Genomic DNA, 22,893 nt, shown 5'->3' with positions numbered 1-22,893 from the left:
ACTTTGAAAAGTATAACGGAGGGCATCGCGGCGTCACTGCGATGAATTCGTCTCATCGGGAGCGAGCAGCCTGCGCATCTTCCCCAGCACCGGGCGGCTGGCCTTTTCCGCCGCCGCCACGGCTTCCTGATAGAGTGCGAGCACCTCGCGGCCGGTGGTGGTGAGCGCCGCGCCGCCCTGCTCCTTTCCCCCGCGCTGCAGGGTGACGAGCGGTTCGCGGAAGCGCTCGTTGAGGCCCTTCACCATCTTCCACGCCTTCATGTAAGACATCTCCATGTCCGCCGCGGCGGCCTGCAGGCTGCCATGTGCGGCGATCTTTTCCAGCAGCTCCGCCTTCCCCGGGCCGAAGGAAAGCTCGCCGGAAAGCAGCAGGCGGATCGGGCGGTCATCGGGCATGTCTCCATGCTGGCCAATCGCCCCGCGATCCTGCAAGAGAATCGGCGGCCATGGAATATCGCGAACATGCCGTCAACCGGGACTGGTCCGCGGAGGGGAAGATCGACCTGCTGCGGCAGATGATGCGCATCCGCCGCTTCGAGCAGCAGGCGATGAAATGCTACATCTTCGGAGAGATCGGCGGCTGGCTTCCGCTCGATATCGGCCAGGAATCGATCGCCGTGTCCGTGCGGTCGCTGTTGGGAAAGGATGACCATACGGTCAGCGGCTTCCGGGGATTGGGGCATGGCTTGGCGGCAGGCATCGGCATGAATGGAATCATGGCCGAGCTGTTCGGGAGATCGAACGGCATCTCGAAGGGCAAGGCCGGGGCCGTATCCTGCTTCGCGCCGGATCAGAATCACTGGGGAGCGTATGCTCTGGCCTCCGCGCAAACTCCTCTCGCGGCTGGCTTCGCATTCGCGCTGAAGCAACGCGGGATACCGGGGGCGGCTGTTTGCTTTCTGGGAGATGGCGCTGTCAATCAGGGCGTGTATCACGAGTCGCTGAATCTCGCCGGGCTCTTCGGCCTGCCGGTGGTGTACATCATCGAGAACAATGGCTATGCGATGTCAATGTCGGTGCCGCGCTCGTCCCGCTTCAAGGAGTGTCTCGCCAAGCGTGCCGAGGGATACGATATCGAGTGGGATCGTTTCGGGGACAGCGACCCTTATGAGATCCGGGCCCGTGTGTCGGATGCGCTCCAGCGTGCGCGGGTCGAATGCCGGCCGACCGTGCTCGAGATCGAGACTTACCGGTACCACGGATTCCACATCGCGGACTCGAGGCATAAGATATACCGCAGCAGCGAGGAAATCGAGGAGCACAAGGCCAAGGACCCGCTCGGTCTATGGAGACGGCATCTGGTGGAGGCGTGCCTTCTCAATGAATCCGAGGCGGACGAGATCGATGCGCAGGCGAAGCAGGAAGCGATCGAGTCCGTGAAATTCGCGAAGTCGGGAAGTCCGCCAACGGTGGAGGACATCGTGCGCGACGTGTATTGGGAGAGCGATCACGGGACGGAAGCATCGCGCATCGGGCGGCACTTCTTCGGCGAGTGACGGGCGCGTGAAGCGTGATGCCCGCGTGCGCTTCATCCGATGATCGCTCATCAATGAAGCATGCTAATGCATCGTCATGCCGAGCGAGAGTGACGCTATATAGTATACGTGGATCATCCCCGCTTCGCCTCGACCTTGAGGATCGCGAGGAACTTCGCGAGTGCGGGATTCGAGTCCCCTTTCCTCCAAGCGGCGGCCACGGTCCATGCCGCATCGCGATCGCGCAGCGGGTGCTGGCGCAGTCCGGGGAAGCGGCTGGTGCCGGCGGATTGCGGGATGACGGTGACGCCGAGTCCGGCCTGCACGAGCGCGAGCGCGGTGGTGAATTCCGGCACCTGCTGCACCACGCGCGGGTGGAAGGAATGCTTTCCACAGAGCTGCAGGAAGTGTCCGAAGAAGCCCGGCGAGCGCGCTTCCGAGATGCTGACGAAAGGAAGATCACGGCAACTGCCGAGCGTTGCATTCGCCGGCAGCGGGTAGGCCGCGGAGGACACGAGCGTCAGCCGGTCCTTGATCACGGGCAGCAGCTTGAAGTCATCGGCGCCCGGAAGTCTCACGAAACCAAGGTCCAGCTCGCCCTTGCGCAGCGCGTCGGTCTGCTCGGCGGTGGACATGTCGCGCAGCGTGATCTGGATGCCGGGTGAGGTTTCGCGGAGCTTCACGATGACGCGCGGCACCAGCTCCAGGGTGTGGAAGCCGAAGCCGAGAGAGAGATTCCCCGACTCGCCGCGCGCCGAGGTGTGCGCGCCATCGAGCAGCCGGTCGAAGCCGGAGACCACGCCGCGCGCTTCCTTCAGGAATTGCTTTCCCAGCGAGCTGAGCATGGTGCCGTGGCGGCCTCGCTCGAAGAGCGGCGCGCCCAGCTCGTCCTCCATGCGACGAATTTGTTTCGTGAGCGCGGGCTGGCTCAGGTTGAGCAGCCGCGAGGCCCTTCCGAAGTGAAGTTGTTCAGCCAGAAGGACGAAGGATTTCAGCTCGCGCATCTCCATAACCGGACGTTATCACGGTCATGAAATCATGCCATTGGAAGAATCGCCGGATTTCAGGCACCTTGCGCCGCATGAATCACGGAGCGGCATGCACGGGTCTGGCGGATACGCCGATTGATCAACCACGCGCCCGCTGGGCGGCCTCGGTATTATTCCTCGTCGATGGCATCGGATTCGGCACATGGGCGGCGATGATCCCGTCGGTGAAGCAGAAGTTCGTGCTGAATGAATCCGGCATCAGCATCGTGCTCCTGGCGATCGTCGTCGGCGCGCTCTTCTCGATGTCGCTCATCGGCCGCGCGCTCTCCCGCCATGGCAGCCGCACGATGCTCACGTGGATGGCACCCGGCTACGCGGTGTCGCTCGCGCTGCTCGCGGTAGCGCCCAGCTTCGGCTGGCTGCTCGCGGCGGCGGCGGTCTTCGGAGCGTTCAAGGGCTCGCTCGATGTCTCGGTGAATGCGCAGGCGATCACGGTGGAGAATGCGGGCGACAAGCCGATCATGGCCACCTTCCAGGCGCTCTGGAGCATCGGCGGCCTGGTCGCGGCGCTGCTGGTAGGCCTCGCGCTGAAGCAGGGGATTGCCCCGATGGTGATCACGCTCGCGATCGCCGCGGCGCTGCTGGTCGCGTCTTTCGCGAGCTCCGGCGCGCTGGCCGGTGGCGATGCCGCGCCGGTGAAAGCGAAGAAGCGCGGCTTCTCCCTGCCGAATGGCCGCATCATGCGCATCGGTGCGCTGGCCTTCCTCGCGCTCTTCGCCGAGGGCGTGATGATGGACTGGAGTGCGGTCTATACCCGCACCGTCTCCGGCGCGGAGGCATGGCTGGCACCGCTGGCCTACGGGATGTTCTCCGGCTCCATGGCTGCGGGCCGTCTGGTGGGCGACCGCGTCACGGCCCGCTTCGGCGGTCTCACCGTGCTGCGCGTGAGCGGCATGCTCACCTTCATCGGCCTGCTGCTCATCATCTCGGTGCACCAGTGGCCCGTCACCTTCCTCGGCCTCGGCTTCGCCGGTCTCGGCCTCGCGAACCTGGTGCCCGTCCTCTTCGGGGCCGGTGGCCGCGCGCATGAGGAAAGCGTGGGCCAGGGCGTGGCTGCCGTTTCGATGATCGGCTACTTCGGCTTCCTCGCCGGACCTCCGGCGATCGGCGGACTCAGCCACTGGATCGGCCTGCCGGGTGCCTTCGGCGTGGTGGTCGTCTTCGCGCTGCTGCTCGCCGTGTGGGGTCCCGGCGTGCTGGGCAAGGCCTCGGTGAAGAGCGACGCATGAGACGCCGCGCATCCGATGAGATGTGCTCATGAAGCGAGCCGCTTCTCGCTCCACTGAGTCAGATGATCGGGTTGTCAGGCGAGGCTTCGTTCAATAGCGCCGCGCCATCAGGATCATCTTCGGGCTGACGTAGAAGCCGGCCTTTCCATAGAAGTCCTGCGCGGGTGTGTCGCGAGCGGTAAGCGTGTAGATGCGATTCACGCCTTCTTCCTGTAGGCGGGCGTGAAGGGCCTCCATCAGCAGGGTTCCGATGCCTTCGCCCTGCCGTTCATTCGCGACGCAGAATTCCAGCAGGTAGTAGTGCTTCTCCTCCTGGTAGCGTTGCCAATAGCCGAGGGCGAGAGCGGCGATGCCAGTGTCGTCTTCACCCACCATGCCGAGGAAGTTCGGCGTGAGGGCGCAGTCGGACAGTCGTTGGTGCGAACTCCCGACGCTCCAGTTCTCGTTCCAAGGTTCCGCATTGAAGACGTCGGAAAAGAACCGGGCGCAGTCGGTCAGATCCGCGGTGGTGACATTACGGAAATTCATGGGACGAGCGACTTTGAGAGAATCACGCTACGGTAGTTCGTCGATGACCAGTCGGCGTGTTCGATGAAGCGATAGCCGAGCTTCTCGTACCACTGCCTCAGATGATGGGCGGGCTCGGCGGTATCGAGCGCGAGTTCGCGTGCACCGCGGGCGAGTGCCTCCTTTTCTAACAGCCCGATCATCCTCGCGCCGAGCCCGTGGCGTTGCAGGTCCGGGTGGACGGCGAATTGGCCGAAGTAATGCACGCCCGGCTCGCGGTACCACGCGCAGGAGGAGTCCGGCCCGGCGGTCGGGTAGATCGTGACGGTGGCGACGATGCCGCCGTGCAGCTCCCCGATGAAGGCGGTGCCGCGCTGGAGCCGGCTGAGCGTGACCTCGTCGCCCTGGTGCGTCGCGGTGTAGCGCAGGCCCATCGCCGCGAGCGGTGCGTAGGCCAGATGGAGCAGGGCGGTGATTTCCGGGATGGAGTCGTCGGCTTGCCAGCGACGGAGCTTCACGGGGGAGGTCGGATTTTCGTCCGGGGTCATCGTGTGGGATATCCGCAGGTTTCGCGCGGGATGGCGATGCCGGATTCGGGAGCTTGCCGAAGTCGGCGCGGCGGCGATGATTTCACAAATATGAGTCGGAGAGGAGTCATCGGTCTCGCGGCGGTCGTCGCCGGGGCCATCGCCATTGCCGCGATCTCCGGTTGCTTCCGGGGCGAGGGGATGACGCCGCTGATGCTGGCCGCCCATGGGGGCAGCCTCGCTTCGCTGAAGCGGGGCATCGCCGAGGGCGAGGACGTGAATGCGCGCAGCAGCTACGGGTGGACCGCGCTGATGTTTGCCTCATGGAAGGGTCACCGCGAGCACGTGGTGGCGCTGCTCGATGCCGGGGCGGATCCGAATCTCGTCTCGGGCGCGGTGCCCTCGCGCTTCGAGACGGTGGCGGGCACCCCGCCCACCACCGCGCTGCGAGAGGCGATCAGCAACGGCCACCTGGACATCGCCCGCCTGCTCATGAGTCGCGGGGCGAAGGTGGAGGCAGGTGCCGCCGTAGCCGCCGCGGGGAAGGACGACCGCGCGCTGCTGGAGGAGCTGGACCGGCGCGGCGTGGACTGGAATGAAGCGTGTCCCCACATGTGGCACGGTACGCCGCTCCGGGCCGCCGCCGCCGCAGGCAACCGGAAGAACATCGACTGGCTGCTCCGCCACGGCGCGAACGTGAATCTGGTGGCAGGCTCCCCCGCGCTGAAGGAAGCGGTGGACGATGACGACCCGGAAACCGTCCGCTTTTTATTGGAGCGCGGGGCCGACCCGAACCTTGTCTATTGGTCGAGCGATACGGTCCTTTTTCATGCCACTACAAAGTATGTAGAGGACTACCACTACAAAGATAACCTCGAGGTCATCCGATTGCTGCTGAAGCACGGTGCCGACAGGAACCACAGGGCCACCAGTGACAAGGTCACCGCACTGGAGCTGCTCCATATCCAGAAGAGTAATAGCGCCAAATACTTGCGCGATGCCAAGACGCCCGAAATCCGGGCCCGTCACGAGGCCTCGGACCGTCATCGCGAGGCCGTGATGAAGCTGCTGGATTCCTAATTCGGGAAAATTCTCCAACAGGACAAAAAAACGGGGACAAGTTGTAATCGGTCCGTAAGGGTGGGGCGGATTTTTTGCCCTCATCCCCAACATGCATGACCTCATCCTCACATTCGCCGGTGGCCTTGGTATCGCTCTCATCTTCGGCTATCTCTCCCACCGTCTCGGTCTCTCCCCGATCGTCGGTTATCTGTTAGCCGGTATCGTCGTCAGCCCGCATACGCCCGGCTTCGCGGCGGACCAGGGGATGGCGGATCAGATGGCGCACATCGGGGTCATCCTGCTGATGTTCGGCGTGGGCCTGCATTTCCACTTCAAGGAGCTGCTGGCCGTGAAGCGGATCGCGGTGCCCGGTGCCATCGTCCAGAGTGCGGCGGCCACGATCTTGAGCATGGTCATCATGCGGAGCTTCGGGTGGTCGTGGGCATCGGGCGCGGTCTTCGGCATGGCCATCGCCGTAGCCAGTACTGTGGTGCTCACCCGCATCCTGGTGGATAACAAGCATCTGCACACGCCGACCGGTCACATCGCGATCGGCTGGCTGGTGGTGGAGGATATTTTCACCGTCTTTGTGCTGGTCCTGATCCCCGCCATCTTCGGCGGCGAGGCTACGGGAGCCGGGGCAGTGACGCTGGCGCTGTTGTGGACCACGCTGAAGATCGGCGCTCTGGTCGCTTTCACCTTCATCGTCGGCGGCTGGGCGATCCCGCGGCTGCTCACGAGCATCGCGCGCACGGGGTCCGGCGAGCTTTTCACGCTTACCATCCTGGTGCTGGCGCTGGGCATCGCGCTCGGCGCGTCGAAGTTCTTCGGCGTCTCCATGGAGCTGGGTGCCTTCCTCGCCGGCATGGTCGTCGGCCGCTCGGAATTCAGCAACCGCGCCGCGACCGACGCGCTCCCGATGAAGGATGCCTTCGCGGTGCTTTTCTTCGTCTCCGTCGGCATGCTCTTCGACTATCAGGCGCTGATCGCCAGCCCTTGGCTCGCGCTGGCCACCATGGGCATCGTCATCATCGGCAAGCCGCTGGCGGCGCTGATCATCACCGTGGCGCTGGGCTACCCGCTGAAAACCGCGCTCTCCGTGAGTGCCGTGCTCTCGCAGATCGGTGAGTTCTCCTTCATCGTCGCCACCATCGCGAAGACGTACGGGCTGGTGAATGAGGAGGCCTTCAATGCCCTGGTCGCCACGGCGATCGTCTCCATCACCCTCGCGCCGCTCCTTTACCGCTCCGTGGATCCCATCGAGCGCTGGGTGGCGAAGCGCCCCGCGCTGTGGAAGCTGTTCAACCGCAATGCCATCGGCGGCGATGCCGCGGACCTGGATGACGGCATCCACCGCCGCGCCGTGGTCATCGGCTACGGCCCGGTCGGCCAGACCGTCGTCCGCCTGCTGAAGGACAACGGCTTCACGCCGATGATCGTGGAAATGAACGTGGATACCGTGCGCCAGCTCAATGCCGCGGGCGAAAAGGCCCAGTATGGCAATGCCAGCCACCCCGCCACGCTCCAGGCCGCGGGCACGGACAAGGCGGACATCCTGGTGCTGAGCGCCTCCAGCGTCAGCATGGGCTGCGAGGTCATCAAGGAAGCCCGCTCGCTGAATCCGAAGATCCGCGTGGTGGCCCGCACGTCCTACCTGAAGGAGGCGAACGAGCTGCTGGAAGCCGGGGCGAATGCCGTCTTCTCCGGCGAGGGCGAGGTCGCGCTGTCCATGACCGAGGCCATCCTGGACAACTTCGGCGCCACGCCCGAGCAGATCGAGCGGGAGAGCGAGCGGATCCGCCGCGAGCTGTTTCCGCGGGCGACCTAGAACTGCCTTTGACTCCGCCCCCGGCAGCGAGTAAGCCCTGCGCCCCGCTTTTCCCTGCCATGAAGGACCAGATCGAAGCCATTCAGGCCGAGGCACTCGCCCGGATCGCCGCTGCCACCGACACCCGTGCGGTGGAAGACGCCCGTGTCTCCGTGCTCGGGAAAAAAGGCACCCTCACCGAGGTCTCGGCCGGCATGCGCGACGTGCCGAAGGAAGAAAAGGCCGCGATCGGCGCCCTGCTGAATACCGCCCGCGCCGCGATCACCGCGGCGCTGGAGGAAAAGCAAGCCGCCCTGCAGGATGCCACGGACAAGAAGGCGCTGGAGGGGATCGACCTCACCCTCCCGGCGCGCGCGCTGAACCACGGCTCGCTGCACCCGCTGACCATCCTGCGCCACCAGGCCATCTCCATCCTGCGCCGCATGGGCTTCGCCCTCGCCGAGGGGCCGGAGATCGAGGACGAGTTTCACTGCTTCGACGCGCTGAACACGCCCGCCGACCACCCGGCTCGCAACGAAAAGGACACCTTCTACTTCGACTCCGGCAAGCTGCTGCGCACGCACACCTCGTCCGTGCAGGTCCGCACGATGGAGTCGGCGCAGCCGCCGGTGCGCATCATTGCCCCCGGCTCGGCCTACCGCCGCGACGAGATCGACGCGACCCACCTGTCGGTCTTCAACCAACTCGAGGGCCTGTATGTGGATACGGATGTCTCCCTCGGCGACCTGAAGGGCACGCTGGAGTATTTCTTCCAGGAGATGTTCGGCTCCGGCACGGAAGTCCGTTTCCGCCCGCACTTCTTCCCCTTCACGGAGCCCAGCTTCGAGATCGACGTGAAGCTCCACGTGAAGGGCCAGGCCCCGCGGTGGATCGAGGTCGCCGGCTGCGGCATGGTGGACCCCGCCGTCTTCGAGCAGATCAATGCCTCGCGGAAGGACGGTACCTACGCGCCTGAAAAGGTCACCGGCTTCGCCTTCGGTATGGGTCTCGACCGCCTCGCGATGATCCGCTGGGGCATCAAGGACATCCGTCTCCTGATCGAGAACGACGCGCGTTTCCTCAAGCAATTCGCCTGAGGACGTGCGAGGGAGCCGCGCGCAACTCATGCCATGTCAGATCAACTGGGGCAGCCCGAGTATCCGGTGGAGCAGGCAGCGATTGACCTGATCCGCGGTCGTGACCTTTTGATCGGGCACTATGGCGGGTGGCCTGCCTTCATCGATGCGGAGGTGATCCGCATGACCCTGGAGCGGGCACCGACCGGCCATGCCGCGGCCCATTCTCTCCGGGCGGTTTTTCTCACCTTCGACATCCACCAGGCTCCGGACTCCCCGATGAGAAAACAGGCTCACACCGAGATCCTTTTTTCCAGTGTGGGACGGCTGTCGGTGACAGAGTGGCAGCATCAGAATCCCATCCAAGGCCTCTCAATCACACGTCGCCGTGACGATAAGCTGAACGCCGATCTCTTTCTCGTCCGCTGGGGTGGGCTCGGCCACGAGGTCGGTTTCGACTGCGACCGGATCACGGTGGTCGATCTGGTGGATCTCAACCCGTTCCAGAAGTCCTTCCCGCAGCTCCTCCCCTAAGCCGAATTTGTTTCTTCCCATTGGCCGTCCCAAGAAGACGGCAGAATCCATTTAGAAAGCACCTACGCCATGAACGTTTCACTCAACTGGTTAGCGACGCACGTCGATCTCAAGGGCAAGACTCCCGAGGAGTTGGACCGTCTTCTGACTTTCGCCGGTGTGGAAGTCGAAGGCATCGAGGTAAAGGGCGTCGCTTCGGACAAGATCGTGGTCGCGCAGATCATGGAGGCCGTGCAGCACCCGGATGCGGAGAAGCTGAAGGTGACGCAGGTGGATGCGGGCGAGGGCCAGCTCCGCCAGATCGTCTGCGGTGCGAAGAATTACAAGGTGGGCGACAAGGTGCCATGCTGCCTGCCCGGCGCGGTGCTGCCCGGTGGCTTCACCATCGGCGAGGCAAAGATGCGCGGCGTGGAGTCGAAGGGCATGCTCGCCTCCGCTTCCGAGATCGGCCTGGTGGATGCGGTGGATGGCCTGCTCATCCTGCCGGAGGATTCCCCGATCGGCAGGCCGGTGAAGGAGCTCTTCGAAAGCGACGTGCTCCTCGAGGTCGAGGTCACGCCGAATCGCCCGGACCTGCTCAGCCACCACGGCATGGCGCGCGAGATGGCGACACTGCTGGAGGTGCCGCTCGCCCCGCTGGAGATCCCGGCGCGCGAGGGCTTCACCGCGGATGGCGTGCGGATCGAGTCCCCGGAGGCCTGCCCCTTCTACACCGCGGTGCGCATCTCCGGCGTGAAGATCGCGCCGAGCCCGGCGTGGCTGCAGGAGCGGCTGGAGGCCATCGGCCTGAAGCCGATCAACAACGTGGTCGATATCACGAACTTCGTGCTCCACGAGATCGGCCAGCCGCTGCACGCCTTCGATGCGGCCAAGGTCAGCGGCGCGCTGGTCATCCGCGCGGCGCGGGAGGGCGAGGAATTCCTCGCGCTCGACGGCCAGACCTACCCGCTGCTCGCCGAGGACTGCGTGATCTCGGATGAAGCGGGCAGCGCCCTCGCCCTCGGCGGCGTGATGGGTGGCGCGGACAGCGGCGTCTCCGACGGCACCACGGACATCCTACTAGAGTCGGCGTACTTCACGCCCTCGCGCATCCGCCGCACCTCGCGTCGCACCGCGCTTTCCTCGGACTCGTCGTACCGCTTCGAGCGCGGCGTGAATCCGGATGGCGTGCTCGCGGGCTCCGCGCTGGCGGTGAAGCTCATCACGGAGATCGCCGGCGGCACCGCCGAGTCGGTGACCATGAAGGCCGGTGAAGCCCCCGTGCTGACGCAGCCGGTGGCGCTCGATCTCGCGAAGCTAGACCAGCTCACCGGCGCGAGCATCCCGCATGATGAGGCCGCGACCATCCTCACCCGCCTCGGTCTCTCCAAGAGTGCCGACGGCACCTGGGCCGTGCCGTCATTCCGCGCGGACCTGCAGCGCCACATCGACCTCGTCGAGGAGATCGTCCGCGTGAAGGGCCTCGATGCCGTGCCGTCGCGCCTGCGTGGCACCTTCGTCCCGTCCAGCGCGGTCGATGCCGCCTACGATGCGGACATGCGCATCCGCGAGCGCCTCGCCGCCCTCGGCTTCCACGAGTGCCAGACCATCAAGCTGATCTCCGACGCACAGGTGACGGATGCCCTGCCGCTGAAGCCGCTGCTGCCCGGCGATACCATCCGCGTGAGCCTGCCGCTCAGCGAGGACCACGCCGTGATGCGCCCCAGCCTCATCCCGGGCCTCGTGGCCTCCGCCGCGCGGAATATCCGCCAGAATGCGAAGGCGCTGCGGTTCTTCGAGATCGGCCGCGTCTTCCGCAATGCCGGCGGTGGCAAGGCAAAGGACCTCGAGAGCGATTCGCTCGGCCTGCTGCTCTCCGGCCACTCCCTGCCCGCGGGCTGGGCCACCACGGAGTCCGCTGCCGATCTCTACGACCTGAAGGCGATCGTCTCCGCGCTGGTCCCCACCGCGGTGCTGCAGCTCGTGCCGCGCCCGCGCGATGGCTTCGCGCTCGCCGCGGACATCCAGGCGGACGGGCAGAATCTGGGCACCTTCGCGATGCTGCTGCCGTCCCGCCAGCGTGCGCTGGATGCCTCCACGCCCGTCTTCATCGCCGAGCTCGATCTGCCAAAGCTCCGCAAGTTCGTCGCGGGCAGCCGCGAGATCGCCGAGCTGCCGCAGTATCCCGGCTCCTCGCGCGACCTCGCGCTGGAGGCCCCCGCCGCTCTCGCGAATGTCGAGATCGAGCGGGTGCTGGCCAAGGTGAAGGAGCCGCTGCTGACCGGCTTCGAGTGCTTCGATGTCTTCAGCGATGCCACGGGCCAGAAGCTCGCCGCCGACCGCAAGTCCATCGCCTACCGCATGCAGTACCGCGCCGCGGACCGCACGCTGAAGGCCGAGGAAGTCGATGCCGCGCACAAGTCCGTGGTCGCCGCCCTCACCGGCGGCCTCCCGGTCACCCAGCGCTGACCTCCCGCCACCGGCCAAGCCATCGCGACCTTCACGAAAACCCGGCACTCCCGCAGTGCCGGGTTTTTTCGTGGGCTCGCAGCGATCTCCGGTGGGAAGCCCGCGCTACTCCGGCCACTTGATATCCGGGCCCTTGCCTCGCCAGTAGGGCTGCCGCGGGTCGAAGATGCTCAGGCCGCCGATTATCACGTGGCCGTCCTTGTCGATGGGGTAGTGCTTCACCGAGCCGTCGACGTGGAGGACGACGGCCTTGCCTTGGAATGGCTTTGGATCGAATTCCCATGTGCCGGGGATGACGGGAGTCATCATTAGTGGGGCGGACGGATCCGAGGAGGATGAGAGTCCGGCGATGTAGGTGAAGCCGCACTCGCCTTTCGCGAGAGTATTGCTTCCCAAAACGTTGTTTGGCTTGCGCGGAGATACGGCGGTTTTTGCCCAGAAGATTGATTCGACGTTCACACCGTACGCGATCAGTTGCCGGAAAAGCTCGTTGGAACTACTACCGCTGCCAAGATTGAGCTTGGTGCCGGTGTCCGTCTTCACGACACGGCTGGTGGAGGTGTCAGGAAAAGATCCGAACTCCGACTCGAAGTCTAACAGGGCGATGTGAACCTGCCGGATATTTTGCGACGCCTCAGTGCGGTCCGCTATCCTGCGGTTGCGCTCGCTAGGCATTATGATGAACCCCGCGAAAAAGATGGTCAGCATGCAAGCGATGCCGATCCAGAGAATCCCCTTCATCTTCCGGCGCGACTTCACCGCCTCCGGGCCCGGCGGTGGGGCCGGGACGTCGGGCGGTGGCTGGGGTGGCAGGGTGGCGTTCATGGATGGTTCATTCCGGCCACTTGATGTCCGGGCCTTTGCCGCGCCAGTAGGGCTGACGTGGGTCGAAGATGCTCATGCCGCCGATCATCACGTCGCCGTGCTGGTCGATGGGGTAGGGCTTCACCGAGCCATCGACGTGGATCACCACGGCTATCCCGACAAACGACTTGGGGTCGAACTGCCAGGTGCCTCGGATGACCGGGGCCATCATGAGCGGTGCGGTGGGATCGGATGAGGTGGAGAGTCCGGCGATGTAGGTGAACGAGCATTCCCCTTTCTTGAGGGCACCGTTTCCCAGCACGTTGTCGGGCTTGTGTCGGGTATCGGAGGTCTTGGCCCAAAAGATTGATTCGCTTGTGGTGGTGCGGTAGGCGATCAACTGCCGGAACATTTCATTCGAGCTGCCTTTGCCGAGCGAGAGGGGGGTGCTTGTGCGCGACTGAACAGCGGAAATGGTGGACCCGTCCGGGAAAGTTCCGAACTCGGACTCAAAGTCTAACAGGGCGACGTAAACCTGCCGGATATTTTGTGATGCCTCCACCTGGTCCGACTTCGTGGATGAGCGCACGATCTTTGGATTAGCCAAGCCTGCGAGGACGGAGAGGAGCAAGCAGCCTCCGCCGATCCGGAGAATCCACTTCATCTTCCGGCGCGACTTCTCCGCCTCCGTGCCCGGCGGTGGGGGCGGGGCGTCGGGTGGTGGCTGGGGTGGCAGGGTGGCATTCATGGATGGTTCATTCCGGCCACTTGATGTCCGGGCCCTTGCCGCGCCAGTAGGGTTGACGCGGGTCGAAGATGCTCATGCCGTCGATCATCACGTCGCCGTTTTTGTCGATGGGGTAGTGCTTCACTGAGCCATCGACTTGGATCACCACGGCATCGCCTTCATACCGTGTCGGGTCAAATCGCCAGGTACCCGGGATGACCGGGGCCATTGCCAAGGGTGCGGAGGGATCGGAAGACGACGAAAGTCCGGAGATGTAGGTGAAGCCGCACTCGCCTTTCTTGAGAGCCCCGCTTCCGAGCACGTTGTCCGGCTTGCGCGGAGATCCATCGGTCTTTGACCAGAAGATCGATTCCACGTTCACATTGTAGGCGATCAGTTGCCGGAAAAGATCATTCGAGCTGCTCGTGCCGAGAACGAGGGTGGTGCCGGTGTCCGACTGCACTGCGCTGACCGTGGATGCATCGGGAAAGCTTCCAAACTCGGCGTCAAAATCCGCCAGCATGAGGTGAACCTGACGGATATTGTTTGAGGCCTCGACGAAATCCGCCCTCACAGGAGAGCGGACAACCACCAACCGATCCGAAACCGCAAACATAGCGAGGAGCGCGCAGATGCCGCCGATCAAGATCACCAACGTCATCCGGTCTCGCGACTTCTTCGCCTCCGGGCCCGGCGGTGGGGCCGGGAGGTCGGGCGGTGGCTGGGGTGGCAGGGTCGCGTTCATGGGTGGATCATTCCGGCCACTTGATGTCCGGGCCCTTGCCTCGCCAGTAAGGCTGCCGCGGATCGAAGATGCTCATGCCGCCGGTCATCACGTGGCCGTTTTTGTCGATAGGCTCAAATTTTGAGGTGCCGTTAACATGGAGGATGATGGCCATTCCATCGAATGGCTTGGGGTCGAATTCCCACGTGCCGGGGATGACCGGGGCCATCGCGACCGGGGCGAAGGGATCCGAGCTGGAAGAAAGCCCGGCGATGTAGGTGAAGCCGCACTCGCCTTTCGTGAGGGTATGGCTTCCCAGCTGATGGTCCGGCTTGCGCGGAGAGCCGGCGGTTTTTGCCCAGAAGATCGACTCCGTTCTCGCAACAGAGGCGAACATCTGCCTGAAGAGTTCATTCGAGCTGCTGTTGCCAAGCGATAGCGTGGTCCCCGTGCGCGATTGCACCACGGGGATGGTCGATGCGTCCGGGAATGCTCCGTATTCAGATTCGAAATTCAAAAGGGCGATGTGAACTTGCCGGATGTTCTGCGACGCCTCGACTGGGTCCGCATTCTTGCGTGCCTTGAAAGGGGGGCGACTCAGAACGAACGGCGTCAGAATCAACAGGCAGATACCACCGAGCAGGAGGATCGACGTCATCCGGTTCCAGGACTTCTCCGCCTCCGGGCCCGGCGGTGGGGCCGGGACATCGGGTGGGGGTTGGGGCGGCAGGGTCGGTTCCATGGCTTTCCTGAATTTCCACGCTTCCGGCCTTCCACTCAAGCTCGCGCTCCGTCGTTTGCGTAATTCCGCATTCGCGCCAGAATGGCCGGATCATGCCCTTCCAGATCCACGCCGAGCTCCACTATCAGGTCCTCCAGCGCAGCACCGTGCTGCTGAATCTCCACGCGCTGAAGACGCCGAACCAGACGCTTTCGAATGAGGTCTTCGAGATCACGCCGGGGGTGAAGTGGGAGGAGCTGCCGATCGAGACATCCGGGGACAACCGCTACATCCGGCTCGATACCGGGGATGCGACGCAGCTCGACATCGCCTACTCCGTCACCGCGGATATCCGCCCGCAGATGGTGAGCCACCAGTCCCTGCGGGACGTGCCGGTGTCCCGCATCCACCGCTCCGCGCTGCCCTTCCTCTTTCCCAGCCGCTACTGCCAGGCGGACCTGCTGGGGAAGCTCGCGTGGAAGGAATTCGGCGGCATCGCCCATCCCTACGATCAGGTGGTGGCGATCGCGGACTGGATCTTCGAAAACATCGACTACCTCTCCGGCAGCACGGATACGGCCACCTCGGCATTTGACACCGTGACGCAGCGTGCGGGCGTGTGCCGGGACTTCGCGCACCTGGGCATCGCGCTGTGCCGCGCACTGTCCATCCCCGCGCGCTACTTCACCGGCTATGCGTGCGACATGCAGCCGCCGGACTTCCACGCGTGCTTCGAGGCGTGCATCGGGAACCGCTGGATCATCTTCGACCCCACGCGCCTGGCCTCGCTGAATGGACTGGTGCGCATCGCCACGGGCCGCGATGCGGCGGATGCCTCGGTGGCGACGATCTTCGGCTCGCTGCAATTCAACGGAATGGTGGTATCGTGTACGTCGCCGGATTTCAAACCGCTCGGCCCCGATGACCTCGCGGGCCAGGCCATCGTCATCGACTCATGAGCGACAGCCACCTGCTGAAGATCGTCCACCGCACGCACTACCGCTATGCGGAGCCGGTGACGTTTCAGCCGCACCGGCTGGTCATCCGCCCGCGCGAGGGGCACGACCTGCGGGTGGAGAGCCTGCTGCTGGAGATATCCCCGCAGGCGGACGTGGTGTGGACGCGGGATATCTTCGGGAATTCCGTGGCGCACGCGCATTTCCATAAGCCGGGGAGCGAACTGAGATTCGACGTCGAGGTATCGGTGCGGCGTTTCTTCGATCCCGAGGTGCCCCCGCTCATCGCGCATAGCCCGAGCCCGTATCCGCTGGAGTATGATACGATGGAGCACGGCATCGTGGTCGGCTACCTCACGCCGGTGTATGCAGAGGAGACGGCGGCGGTGAAGGAATTCATCGGCACGCTGCCAAATCCCGGGGACTTCCCCAGCGCCGAGGCATTCGTCGTGAGGCTCGCGGGGATCATCCATGAAAAGATCCGCTACGAGCGCCGGGAGCAGAAGGGCGTGCAGACGCCCGCTACCACGCTCTCGCTCGGCACCGGCTCCTGCCGGGACGTGGCCACGCTGATGATGGAGACGCTGCGGCACCTGGGCATCGCCGCGCGCTTTGCCAGCGGCTACCTGGATTGCCAGGCGACGCGTGCCGCGCGGGGCTCCACGCACGCGTGGACGGAAGCGTATTTCCCGGATCTCGGCTGGTGCGGCTTTGACTCCACCACCGGTCGGCGTTGCGATCACCGGCACATCGTGACGGGCACGAGCCATCATCCGCGCGGCGTCATGCCCGTCAGCGGGCGATACTTCGGCGCCAGCGGCGCCTTCCTCAGCATGACCGTGGCAGTGGAGTTTTCCACGCCGGAGGAGATGGTGGTGTGAGGTCGGAGGTCGGAGGTCGGAGGTCGGAGGTCGGAGGTCGGAGGTCGGAGGTCGGGCACGCGCACGCGCACGCGCACGGTCAGATGGGGCGGTGGGGCTTGGTAATCGGGTTCTTCAGGGCCAAAGGCCCGGCCATCCCTCAGCCCGGGCCATCGGCCCGGGTCCCGTTACTGGTAGATCGGCGGCCTGAAGGGCAGCGATAGGGGGAACGACCGCCTCCGCCAATGCGCCCCTTTGCCCGATGATCCACCGACATCATCGGCCTTCTTCACCGATGAATAACCCAACTCCTATCGCGACCCTTCAGGCCGCCTTTATCCCCGCGTCCATAACCCGGGCCGATGGCCCGGGCTGAGGGATGGCCGGGCATGGCAGAAGTCGGGAGGGCGGGATCACTTGCTCTTTCCCTCCTCCGAATGGACCACGGCTTGGATTCGCTCGTGCAGATATCACAGCGGATGAAGCCGCCGCCGTGATACGCCAGTGCCTCGTGGCAGCCTTCGCAGATGATGACCTCGTGCCGCTCGGCTCCCTCTCCCCAGCGGACGTACCAGTCTGCGTGAAATCCTCCGCAGCCCTTGTGGCCCAGCCATGGCTCGTAGGTGTCGGCCGAGGCAAGGATCTCCGCAAGCTGACCGGCCTGAGCATCGGAAAGCGCGGGGTCATTGCACCAAAAGGCATGTCCGTGTCGGACGGCCCGAGGGCAAAAGATGACCTGCGCCGAGAACATCAGGGGGGCGAATCCGGGGTGCGCCATTCCCGAGCGGATCTCATCCGGCTTCTGCGCGGGGGGCAGGAAGTATTCGGACAATGGAGTGTAAACCACCGCGCCCCGGGTGTTCCAACCGGTCAAAGCGGAAGCAACAGGCCATGCCCGCCATGCGATGAGGCCGAGGATGATGATCGCCACCAGCTTGCGCCTCCGCTTCCTGCCGGACGCGATGGGAGAGGATGTTTCTCGGGAGGGGGCCATAGATCGCGAAGGGGTGCGGAGATTTGTGAAGGGTGGACTATTCCGGCCACTTGATGTCCGGGGCCTTGCCGTTCCAGATGGCGTAGCTTGGTTCGAAGAGGGTCTTCCTTCCAGCGACGGCGACTTTGTGGTTGTCGGTCCTGATGGTCTCCAGCTTCACCGATCCATCGATGCGAAGGATGATCGCCTTGTCGAAGAAGGGGTCGGGATCGAAATGATCGGTGCCCGGAATCATCGGTGTCGCTGCGAGAGGTGTCGCTGAATCGGAAGACGAGGAAAGTCCCGCGATGTAAGAAAAGGAGCACTCGCCTTTTTTCAGGGCGTCCGCTCCGAGAGTTTCATTCGGCTTGCGCGGGGTGGCTGGCACATCCGCCCAAAAGATTCGCTCGGTCTTGGCGTCACCGGTGGCGAGCAGCTGGCGGAAGTAGTCATTGGAACTCGTGGTGCCGAGCGAGAGGGTGGTATGCGTTCTGGACCTCACATCGGCGATGGTCGAGGCGTCGGGAAAGCGTCCGTAATCTGCCTCGAAGCCGAGCAAGGCGATATGGACTTGCCTCATATTCGAGACGGCTTCCGTCCGGTGAGGGGCCTTCTTCGACTTCAGGAAAAGAGGCGGGAGGAGGCCGGTTCCGAGAAGTGCCAGGAGCCCGCCGACACCCCACATCATATACAGGTTGGAGCGTGACCGCATCGCCTCCGGCCCCGGCGGTGGGGCGGGGACATCGGGGGATGGCTGGGGCGGGAGTCGGACCTCCATTGCCATGTATCATCCCTGCGGCACGGCCGGGAGACAAGATAATGCGACCGATGCGGAGAGATCCGAACTCCCACGCAGAAAGCAAAAAGCGGCGGCCCGTGGAGGCCGCCGCTTCTTTCCTTGGAGATCGATCTTGGGATCAGTAGCTACGCCCCCAGATGGCGCGCGACTTGGTCGGCTTGCCGGTGAGGATGCAGTTGGCTTCGGGCTCGTCCTGCTTGTCGAGCGGCAGGCAGCGGATGGTGATCTTGTGCAGCTTGGAAAGCTCGTCTTCCTCGTCCGGCGTTCCGGCCCACGGGGTGAGCAGCCAGCCGGGATTATCCTTCGACCAGTGCGCGTGGAAGTCGGCGATGGTGTCGCAGGGCGCGATGTTCGCGTCGCGGAATTCCGTGGCGCGGGTCAGCAGCGTGACGTGGATGTCCTGCAGGATGTCCGTGGCGGAGCGGAGGAAGTCCTCCTTGTCCATGAATTCCTTTTCGTTCGAAGCACGGTCGCGGCGCTGGACGCAGACCTTGCGGGTCTCGATGTCGCGCGGGCCTATCTCGATGCGGATCGGCACGCCCTTCTTCACCCACTCCCACTTCTTGATGCCGCCCTGGATGTCGCGGGCATCGACGTGCACGCGCAGGGGATCGCCGTGGAAGTTCTTCTCCAGGCGCAGCGTCTCGGCGAGCGCCTTGCAGGCGTCGAGCACGGCTTGCTTCGAGTCTTCCTTCGGCGTGACGGGGATGATGACGATCTGCTGGGTGGCTACGCGCGGCGGCAGCACCAGTCCATCGTCATCCGCGTGCGCCATGATCAGCGTGCCGATCATGCGCGTGGAGACGCCCCACGAGGTGGTGTGGACGTATTGCTTCACGCCATCGCGGCCGGTGAAGGCGATCTCCTGCGCCTTCGAGAAATTTTGGCCGAGATAGTGCGACGTGCCGGCCTGGATGGCCTTGCGGTCCTGGACCATGGCCTCGACGGTCAGGGTCATGTCGGCACCGGGGAAGCGCTCGTTCTCGGTCTTCTCGCCGGGGATCACGGGGATCGCGAGGTGATTCCGCAGGAAGTCCTCATAGACGCGATGCATCTGGCGGGTCTCGTCGATCGCCTCCTCCTGCGTCTCGTGCGCGGTATGGCCTTCCTGCCAGAGGAATTCCGCGGTGCGGAGGAAGAGACGCGGGCGCATCTCCCAGCGCATCACATTCGCCCACTGGTTGATCAGCAGGGGCAGGTCGCGGTAGCTCTGCACCCAGCGCGAGAATGCCGCGCCGATGATGGTCTCGGAGGTCGGGCGGATGATGTAGGGCTCGGCGAGCTCGCCGGTCGGGATCATCTTCGTCTTGCCCGTCACCGGGTCCTTCTGCGGCTCCAGGCGGTGGTGAGTGACCACGGCGCACTCGGTGGCGAAGCCCTCGGCGTGCTCGGCTTCCTTCTCCAGGTAGGAGATGGGGATGAGCAGGGGGAAGTAGGCGTTCTGGTGTCCGGTCGCCTTGAACTTCCGGTCGAGCTGCTGCTGGATGAGTTCCCAGATGCCGTAGCCCCACGGCTTGATCACCATGCAGCCGCGGGTTTCCGAATTCTCCGCCATGTCGGCGGCTTTGATGACCTGCTGGTACCACTCGGGGAAATCCTGGGCACGGGTCGGGGTGATGGCGGTCTTGTCGGACATTGGCTTGGGATGGAGAAACGCGAGCCGCCGACCGGGACGAATCACTGTCCGCCGGGTCGCGCGGCCCGCGGATTTGGTCCCGGACGCGGCCGATTTGCACGCCAATTTTGAGTGCCGGCGGCGGACCCGGCGGCATCGTGTTGCCCGCTCGGTCCAAATTTCCATTAGCCCGCGCGGGGATTCTCGTTAGAGGTGGAGGCATTACCCTGATCCGATCCATGCACCTGCGTCGCCACGCCATCCTTGCCGTTTCGCTTTCCCTGCTCGCCCTCGTTTCCGCCCGCGCGGAGGAATCGGCCGCCTCCTTCCCGGGGCTGAAGTCCGTGGCCGTGCCGGAGGATCTGTCGCCCTTTCCCGGCAAGCTTTCCTACGACCCTGCGGTGACGCAGGTGCTCGACAAGGAGCTGGCCGTGGAAGAAGGCGAGCCGGATGCCCGGCGGCTCGTCTCGACGAAGATCAACCGCGAGGAAGGGACGACGTACTTCATCGACTTCGACTCCGGCCCGAGCGCCGATCCCGCCTTCGTCATCACGGACGAGAAGTCGGGCAAGGTGCTCGGCAGCATCGGCGGCGAGAGCCTCATCGTCCCGGGCAATGGCTTCCTCTACGTCAGCGGCCGGGCGAACCGCCTGCACCAGGAGCAGGCGAAGTATGCCATCCGCGGCGGCAAGCTCGTGGAGATCGAGCAGCCCTTTTCCTACGTTGGCATGAAGACGAAGGCCAAGGTGGCGCTGAAGCTCCTAGCGAAGAAGGACGGCGGCGAAACCATCGCGAATGTCCCCGCGGGCGAATCCCTCGAAGTCGTGCTGCGCGACGGCGAGCACCTGCTGATCAAGACGAACTTCGGCCTGCTCGGCTGGTGGAAGGCGAACACGAACGTGATGGCGGACAACGCGGAGATCGAAGGGATCTACTTCGCGGGGGATTGAGGCATCGAACTGCTTCCTGGATGGGGAATTGACTCCCGTCGTCATCGGGGTGATCAATATGTCGTGAGTATTGCCGACATCCCATTCGAGGAATTCACAAAGGCCGACAAGATCGCGCTTATGGAGAAGCTATGGGACGAGCTTTCGGAAGACGGCCCCCCTGCTTGGCACGCGGACGTATTAGCGTCTCGGGCGGAGGAATGGGAGCGTCGGGATGAAGTGAGCGAAGACTGGGACACAGCCAGGGCAAAACTCGGATCACGCGGGAAATGAGGGTCCGTGTCCTGCCGTCAGCCCTACGTGACCTGGATATCGGCTATGAATTCTACGAGCGGCAGGAGTTGGGTGCCGGGGATTATTTCATTGATTCGATTTCTTCCGATATCGGCTCGTTGCGGATTTTTGCCGGGATTCACCGCAAGCGCGGTGACTACTTCCGATTCTCATCCAAACGCTTTCCCTATTGGATTTATTATGGGGTAAGCGGCGATACCGCTTATGTTGCTGCGGTTCTGGATTCCCGACAAAATCCGGTCCGGATCCGTGATCGGGAAAAGGACTTGGGAAAACGCGAGTAGAGCATTTTACCTTGATGCTGTAGCCGTCCTCTAGGCTTCAGAGAAAAGAAGATCGAACCGCGAAAAACGCGAAATCCCGCGAAATTTGTTAGAGTGGGATTTTCTTCCTGCCTTTAGATTTCGCGTCTTTTACCGTCCTTTCGCGGTGGCAACAAAGCCCCGACCTCTTCGGAGGCAGATTCTTGCGGCCTTGAACCAGCGGCTGCGTCTTTTTTCGTGAAACGCTCTAGCCCGGTCATCGGCTACAGCATCCCCGCCGCCTCGTGCAGCAGCGCTTCCGTGGTCTCCCAGTCGATGCAGGAGTCGGTGATGGACTGGCCGCGGATGAGCTGGTCGAGCGGCTTGGGAAAGGTTTGGCTGCCGGCCACGAGATTGCTCTCGAGCATCGCGCCGATGATCGCGCGGTCGCCGCCGGCGCGCTGGCGGACGATTTCGCGGAAGACATCCGGCATCTTCTCGCAGTCCTTCCCGCAGTTGGCGTGCGAGGCATCGATCACCAGGCCGGGCGGCAGCTTGGCGGACTCCAGCGCGGTGCGGGCGGCGGCGATACTGGCGGCATCGTAGTTCGGCCCATGGTCGCCACCGCGCAGGATGACGTGGCAGTCGGGATTCCCCGTGGTGGTGACGGAGGAGGCGATGCCTTCCTCGGAGACGCCGAGGAAGGTCTGCGGGCGGGAGGCGGCCTTCACCGCATTGATCGCCGCGACCAGGTCGCCGGAAGTCGTGTTCTTGAAGCCGACCGGCATCGAGAGCCCGGACGCCATCTGCCGGTGCGTCTGGCTCTCCGCGGTGCGCGCGCCGATGGCCGACCACGAGACGAGGTCCGCGATGTATTGCGGCGTGATGGGGTCGAGCAGCTCCGTGGCGGTCGGCAGGCCGAGGTCGATCACGCTGCGGAGGAAGTGCCGGGCGCGGCGGAGGCCCTCGGGGATATCGTCCGTGCCGTCCAGGTGCGGGTCCATGATCAGGCCCTTCCAGCCCACGGTGGTGCGTGGTTTTTCAAAATAGACGCGCATCACCACGTAGAGCTTTTCCCGCAGGCGCTCGGCCAGGGCGGCCAGGCGGTGGGCGTATTCCAGCCCGGCCTCCGTGTCGTGGATCGAGCACGGGCCGACGATCACCAGGAAGCGCGGGTCATTCCCGGAAAGCAGGGTGCGCAGGGTGACGCGGGATTGCGCCACGAAGTTCGCCCGGGAGTCGCCGCGCGGGATCTCCGCCTGCAGGCGGGCAGGGGACGGCAGCGGGACATTGCGGGCGACGTGGAGGTCGGTGACGCGCGAGGACATGCCGCTAGGAAGAAGTGGCAAGGGCGAAGTGCCAAGTGCCAAGAGAGACACGATCTGGCACCGCGCGGGAGGGCTTTCGCGGCGGGAGAATGGATTTCCTGCGGGCGCACGCGGCCCTGCATTCCCGTGATGGCAATAAAGTCGCTGGAAATCGCCGGAAATTACCCTTCCTTCCGCGAGATGGAG

Annotated in this window: 24 protein-coding genes; 12 read left to right on the top strand and 12 right to left on the bottom strand. The window is 64.3% G+C overall.

Features of this window, described 5'->3' with window-relative positions:
* Positions 1–33: 33 nt before the first annotated feature.
* Positions 34–396: a winged helix-turn-helix domain-containing protein gene (locus tag OKA04_RS20650; RefSeq protein ID WP_264503114.1), complete on the bottom strand. Its 363-nt coding sequence runs from the start codon at positions 394–396 to the stop codon at positions 34–36.
* A 50-nt stretch (positions 397–446) separates the two neighbouring features.
* Between OKA04_RS20650 and OKA04_RS20645 the strand changes: the two genes are divergently transcribed.
* The gene (locus OKA04_RS20645; protein ID WP_264503113.1) at positions 447–1,496 is read left to right on the top strand and encodes a thiamine pyrophosphate-dependent dehydrogenase E1 component subunit alpha; all 1,050 of its coding nucleotides are present in this window, start codon (positions 447–449) and stop codon (positions 1,494–1,496) included.
* Between the two features lie 113 nt (positions 1,497–1,609).
* Here OKA04_RS20645 and OKA04_RS20640 read toward each other — a convergent pair whose 3' ends face one another.
* Positions 1,610–2,479 (bottom strand): LysR family transcriptional regulator, encoded by an 870-nt coding sequence (locus tag OKA04_RS20640; protein WP_264503112.1) that lies wholly within the window; start codon positions 2,477–2,479, stop codon positions 1,610–1,612.
* A 77-nt stretch (positions 2,480–2,556) separates the two neighbouring features.
* Here OKA04_RS20640 and OKA04_RS20635 point away from each other — a divergent pair, with 77 nt between their 5' ends.
* Complete coding sequence (locus tag OKA04_RS20635; RefSeq protein ID WP_264503111.1) at positions 2,557–3,753, top strand: MFS transporter; 1,197 nt, start codon at positions 2,557–2,559, stop codon at positions 3,751–3,753.
* A 90-nt stretch (positions 3,754–3,843) separates the two neighbouring features.
* Here OKA04_RS20635 and OKA04_RS20630 read toward each other — a convergent pair whose 3' ends face one another.
* Both OKA04_RS20630 and OKA04_RS20625 read right to left on the bottom strand, forming a co-directional pair.
* A complete protein-coding gene (locus OKA04_RS20630; protein ID WP_264503110.1) occupies positions 3,844–4,281 on the bottom strand; it encodes a GNAT family N-acetyltransferase in 438 nt (145 codons plus the stop codon).
* Positions 4,278–4,808, bottom strand: a complete 531-nt coding sequence (locus OKA04_RS20625; protein WP_264503109.1) for a GNAT family N-acetyltransferase — start codon at positions 4,806–4,808, stop codon at positions 4,278–4,280. Before OKA04_RS20625 ends, OKA04_RS20630 begins: the two co-directional genes overlap by 4 nt.
* 90 nt (positions 4,809–4,898) lie before the next feature.
* On the opposite strand from OKA04_RS20625, the gene OKA04_RS20620 reads away from it, so the two are divergent.
* From OKA04_RS20620 to pheT, 5 genes are all read left to right on the top strand, one after another.
* Complete coding sequence (locus OKA04_RS20620) at positions 4,899–5,867, top strand: ankyrin repeat domain-containing protein (RefSeq protein WP_264503108.1); 969 nt, start codon at positions 4,899–4,901, stop codon at positions 5,865–5,867.
* A 91-nt stretch (positions 5,868–5,958) separates the two neighbouring features.
* Positions 5,959–7,677 carry a cation:proton antiporter gene (locus tag OKA04_RS20615; protein WP_264503107.1) on the top strand — a complete coding sequence of 573 codons (1,719 nt, stop codon included), beginning with the start codon at positions 5,959–5,961 and terminating at the stop codon, positions 7,675–7,677.
* A gap of 59 nt (positions 7,678–7,736) precedes the next feature.
* Complete coding sequence (pheS, locus tag OKA04_RS20610) at positions 7,737–8,753, top strand: phenylalanine--tRNA ligase subunit alpha (protein ID WP_264503106.1); 1,017 nt, start codon at positions 7,737–7,739, stop codon at positions 8,751–8,753.
* 33 nt (positions 8,754–8,786) lie between these two features.
* On the top strand, positions 8,787–9,266 hold the full coding sequence (locus tag OKA04_RS20605) for an Imm50 family immunity protein (RefSeq protein ID WP_264503105.1): 480 nt from the start codon (positions 8,787–8,789) through the stop codon (positions 9,264–9,266).
* Between the two features lie 69 nt (positions 9,267–9,335).
* Complete coding sequence (gene pheT, locus OKA04_RS20600) at positions 9,336–11,714, top strand: phenylalanine--tRNA ligase subunit beta (protein ID WP_264503104.1); 2,379 nt, start codon at positions 9,336–9,338, stop codon at positions 11,712–11,714.
* Positions 11,715–11,819: 105 nt separating this feature from the next.
* Here the strand turns inward: pheT and OKA04_RS20595 are convergent, their stop codons facing one another.
* Genes OKA04_RS20595 through OKA04_RS20580 form a run of 4 tightly spaced genes read right to left on the bottom strand, consistent with a single transcriptional unit; the run spans position 11,820 to position 14,711 of the window.
* The gene (locus OKA04_RS20595) at positions 11,820–12,539 is read right to left on the bottom strand and encodes a hypothetical protein (protein WP_264503103.1); all 720 of its coding nucleotides are present in this window, start codon (positions 12,537–12,539) and stop codon (positions 11,820–11,822) included.
* A 7-nt stretch (positions 12,540–12,546) separates the two neighbouring features.
* A complete protein-coding gene (locus tag OKA04_RS20590) occupies positions 12,547–13,266 on the bottom strand; it encodes a hypothetical protein (protein ID WP_264503102.1) in 720 nt (239 codons plus the stop codon).
* A 7-nt stretch (positions 13,267–13,273) separates the two neighbouring features.
* On the bottom strand, positions 13,274–13,990 hold the full coding sequence (locus OKA04_RS20585; RefSeq protein ID WP_264503101.1) for a hypothetical protein: 717 nt from the start codon (positions 13,988–13,990) through the stop codon (positions 13,274–13,276).
* Between the two features lie 7 nt (positions 13,991–13,997).
* Positions 13,998–14,711, bottom strand: coding sequence for a hypothetical protein (locus tag OKA04_RS20580; protein ID WP_264503100.1), 714 nt, complete (start codon positions 14,709–14,711; stop codon positions 13,998–14,000).
* A gap of 92 nt (positions 14,712–14,803) precedes the next feature.
* On the opposite strand from OKA04_RS20580, the gene OKA04_RS20575 reads away from it, so the two are divergent.
* On the top strand, positions 14,804–15,649 hold the full coding sequence (locus tag OKA04_RS20575; RefSeq protein ID WP_264503099.1) for a transglutaminase-like domain-containing protein: 846 nt from the start codon (positions 14,804–14,806) through the stop codon (positions 15,647–15,649).
* Entirely contained in the window at positions 15,646–16,527 is an 882-nt protein-coding gene (locus OKA04_RS20570) for a transglutaminase family protein (RefSeq protein WP_264503098.1), read from the top strand. The genes OKA04_RS20575 and OKA04_RS20570 overlap by 4 nt, the downstream gene beginning before the upstream one ends.
* Before the next feature lie 268 nt (positions 16,528–16,795).
* Here the strand turns inward: OKA04_RS20570 and OKA04_RS20565 are convergent, their stop codons facing one another.
* From OKA04_RS20565 to proS, 3 genes are all read right to left on the bottom strand, one after another.
* Positions 16,796–17,500 (bottom strand): hypothetical protein, encoded by a 705-nt coding sequence (locus tag OKA04_RS20565; RefSeq protein ID WP_264503097.1) that lies wholly within the window; start codon positions 17,498–17,500, stop codon positions 16,796–16,798.
* 37 nt (positions 17,501–17,537) lie between these two features.
* On the bottom strand, positions 17,538–18,059 hold the full coding sequence (locus OKA04_RS20560; RefSeq protein ID WP_264503096.1) for a hypothetical protein: 522 nt from the start codon (positions 18,057–18,059) through the stop codon (positions 17,538–17,540).
* 337 nt (positions 18,060–18,396) lie between these two features.
* On the bottom strand, positions 18,397–19,914 hold the full coding sequence (gene proS / locus OKA04_RS20555) for a proline--tRNA ligase (RefSeq protein ID WP_264503095.1): 1,518 nt from the start codon (positions 19,912–19,914) through the stop codon (positions 18,397–18,399).
* A 218-nt stretch (positions 19,915–20,132) separates the two neighbouring features.
* Here proS and OKA04_RS20550 point away from each other — a divergent pair, with 218 nt between their 5' ends.
* The 3 genes from OKA04_RS20550 to OKA04_RS20545 all read left to right on the top strand — a co-directional run bounded on the left by OKA04_RS20550 (position 20,133) and on the right by OKA04_RS20545 (position 21,421).
* Positions 20,133–20,843 carry a hypothetical protein gene (locus OKA04_RS20550; protein WP_264503094.1) on the top strand — a complete coding sequence of 237 codons (711 nt, stop codon included), beginning with the start codon at positions 20,133–20,135 and terminating at the stop codon, positions 20,841–20,843.
* A gap of 63 nt (positions 20,844–20,906) precedes the next feature.
* Entirely contained in the window at positions 20,907–21,116 is a 210-nt protein-coding gene (locus OKA04_RS24790; protein ID WP_425503705.1) for an addiction module protein, read from the top strand.
* Complete coding sequence (locus OKA04_RS20545; protein ID WP_264503093.1) at positions 21,113–21,421, top strand: type II toxin-antitoxin system RelE/ParE family toxin; 309 nt, start codon at positions 21,113–21,115, stop codon at positions 21,419–21,421. The genes OKA04_RS24790 and OKA04_RS20545 overlap by 4 nt, the downstream gene beginning before the upstream one ends.
* Before the next feature lie 242 nt (positions 21,422–21,663).
* Here the strand turns inward: OKA04_RS20545 and OKA04_RS20540 are convergent, their stop codons facing one another.
* Positions 21,664–22,707: a 3-deoxy-7-phosphoheptulonate synthase gene (locus OKA04_RS20540; RefSeq protein WP_264503092.1), complete on the bottom strand. Its 1,044-nt coding sequence runs from the start codon at positions 22,705–22,707 to the stop codon at positions 21,664–21,666.
* Positions 22,708–22,893: the final 186 nt, after the last annotated feature.

The sequence above is a fragment of the Luteolibacter flavescens genome, assembly GCF_025950085.1.
GTDB lineage: Bacteria > Verrucomicrobiota > Verrucomicrobiia > Verrucomicrobiales > Akkermansiaceae > Haloferula > Haloferula flavescens.
This window is presented reverse-complemented; position numbering and strand designations above follow the sequence as displayed.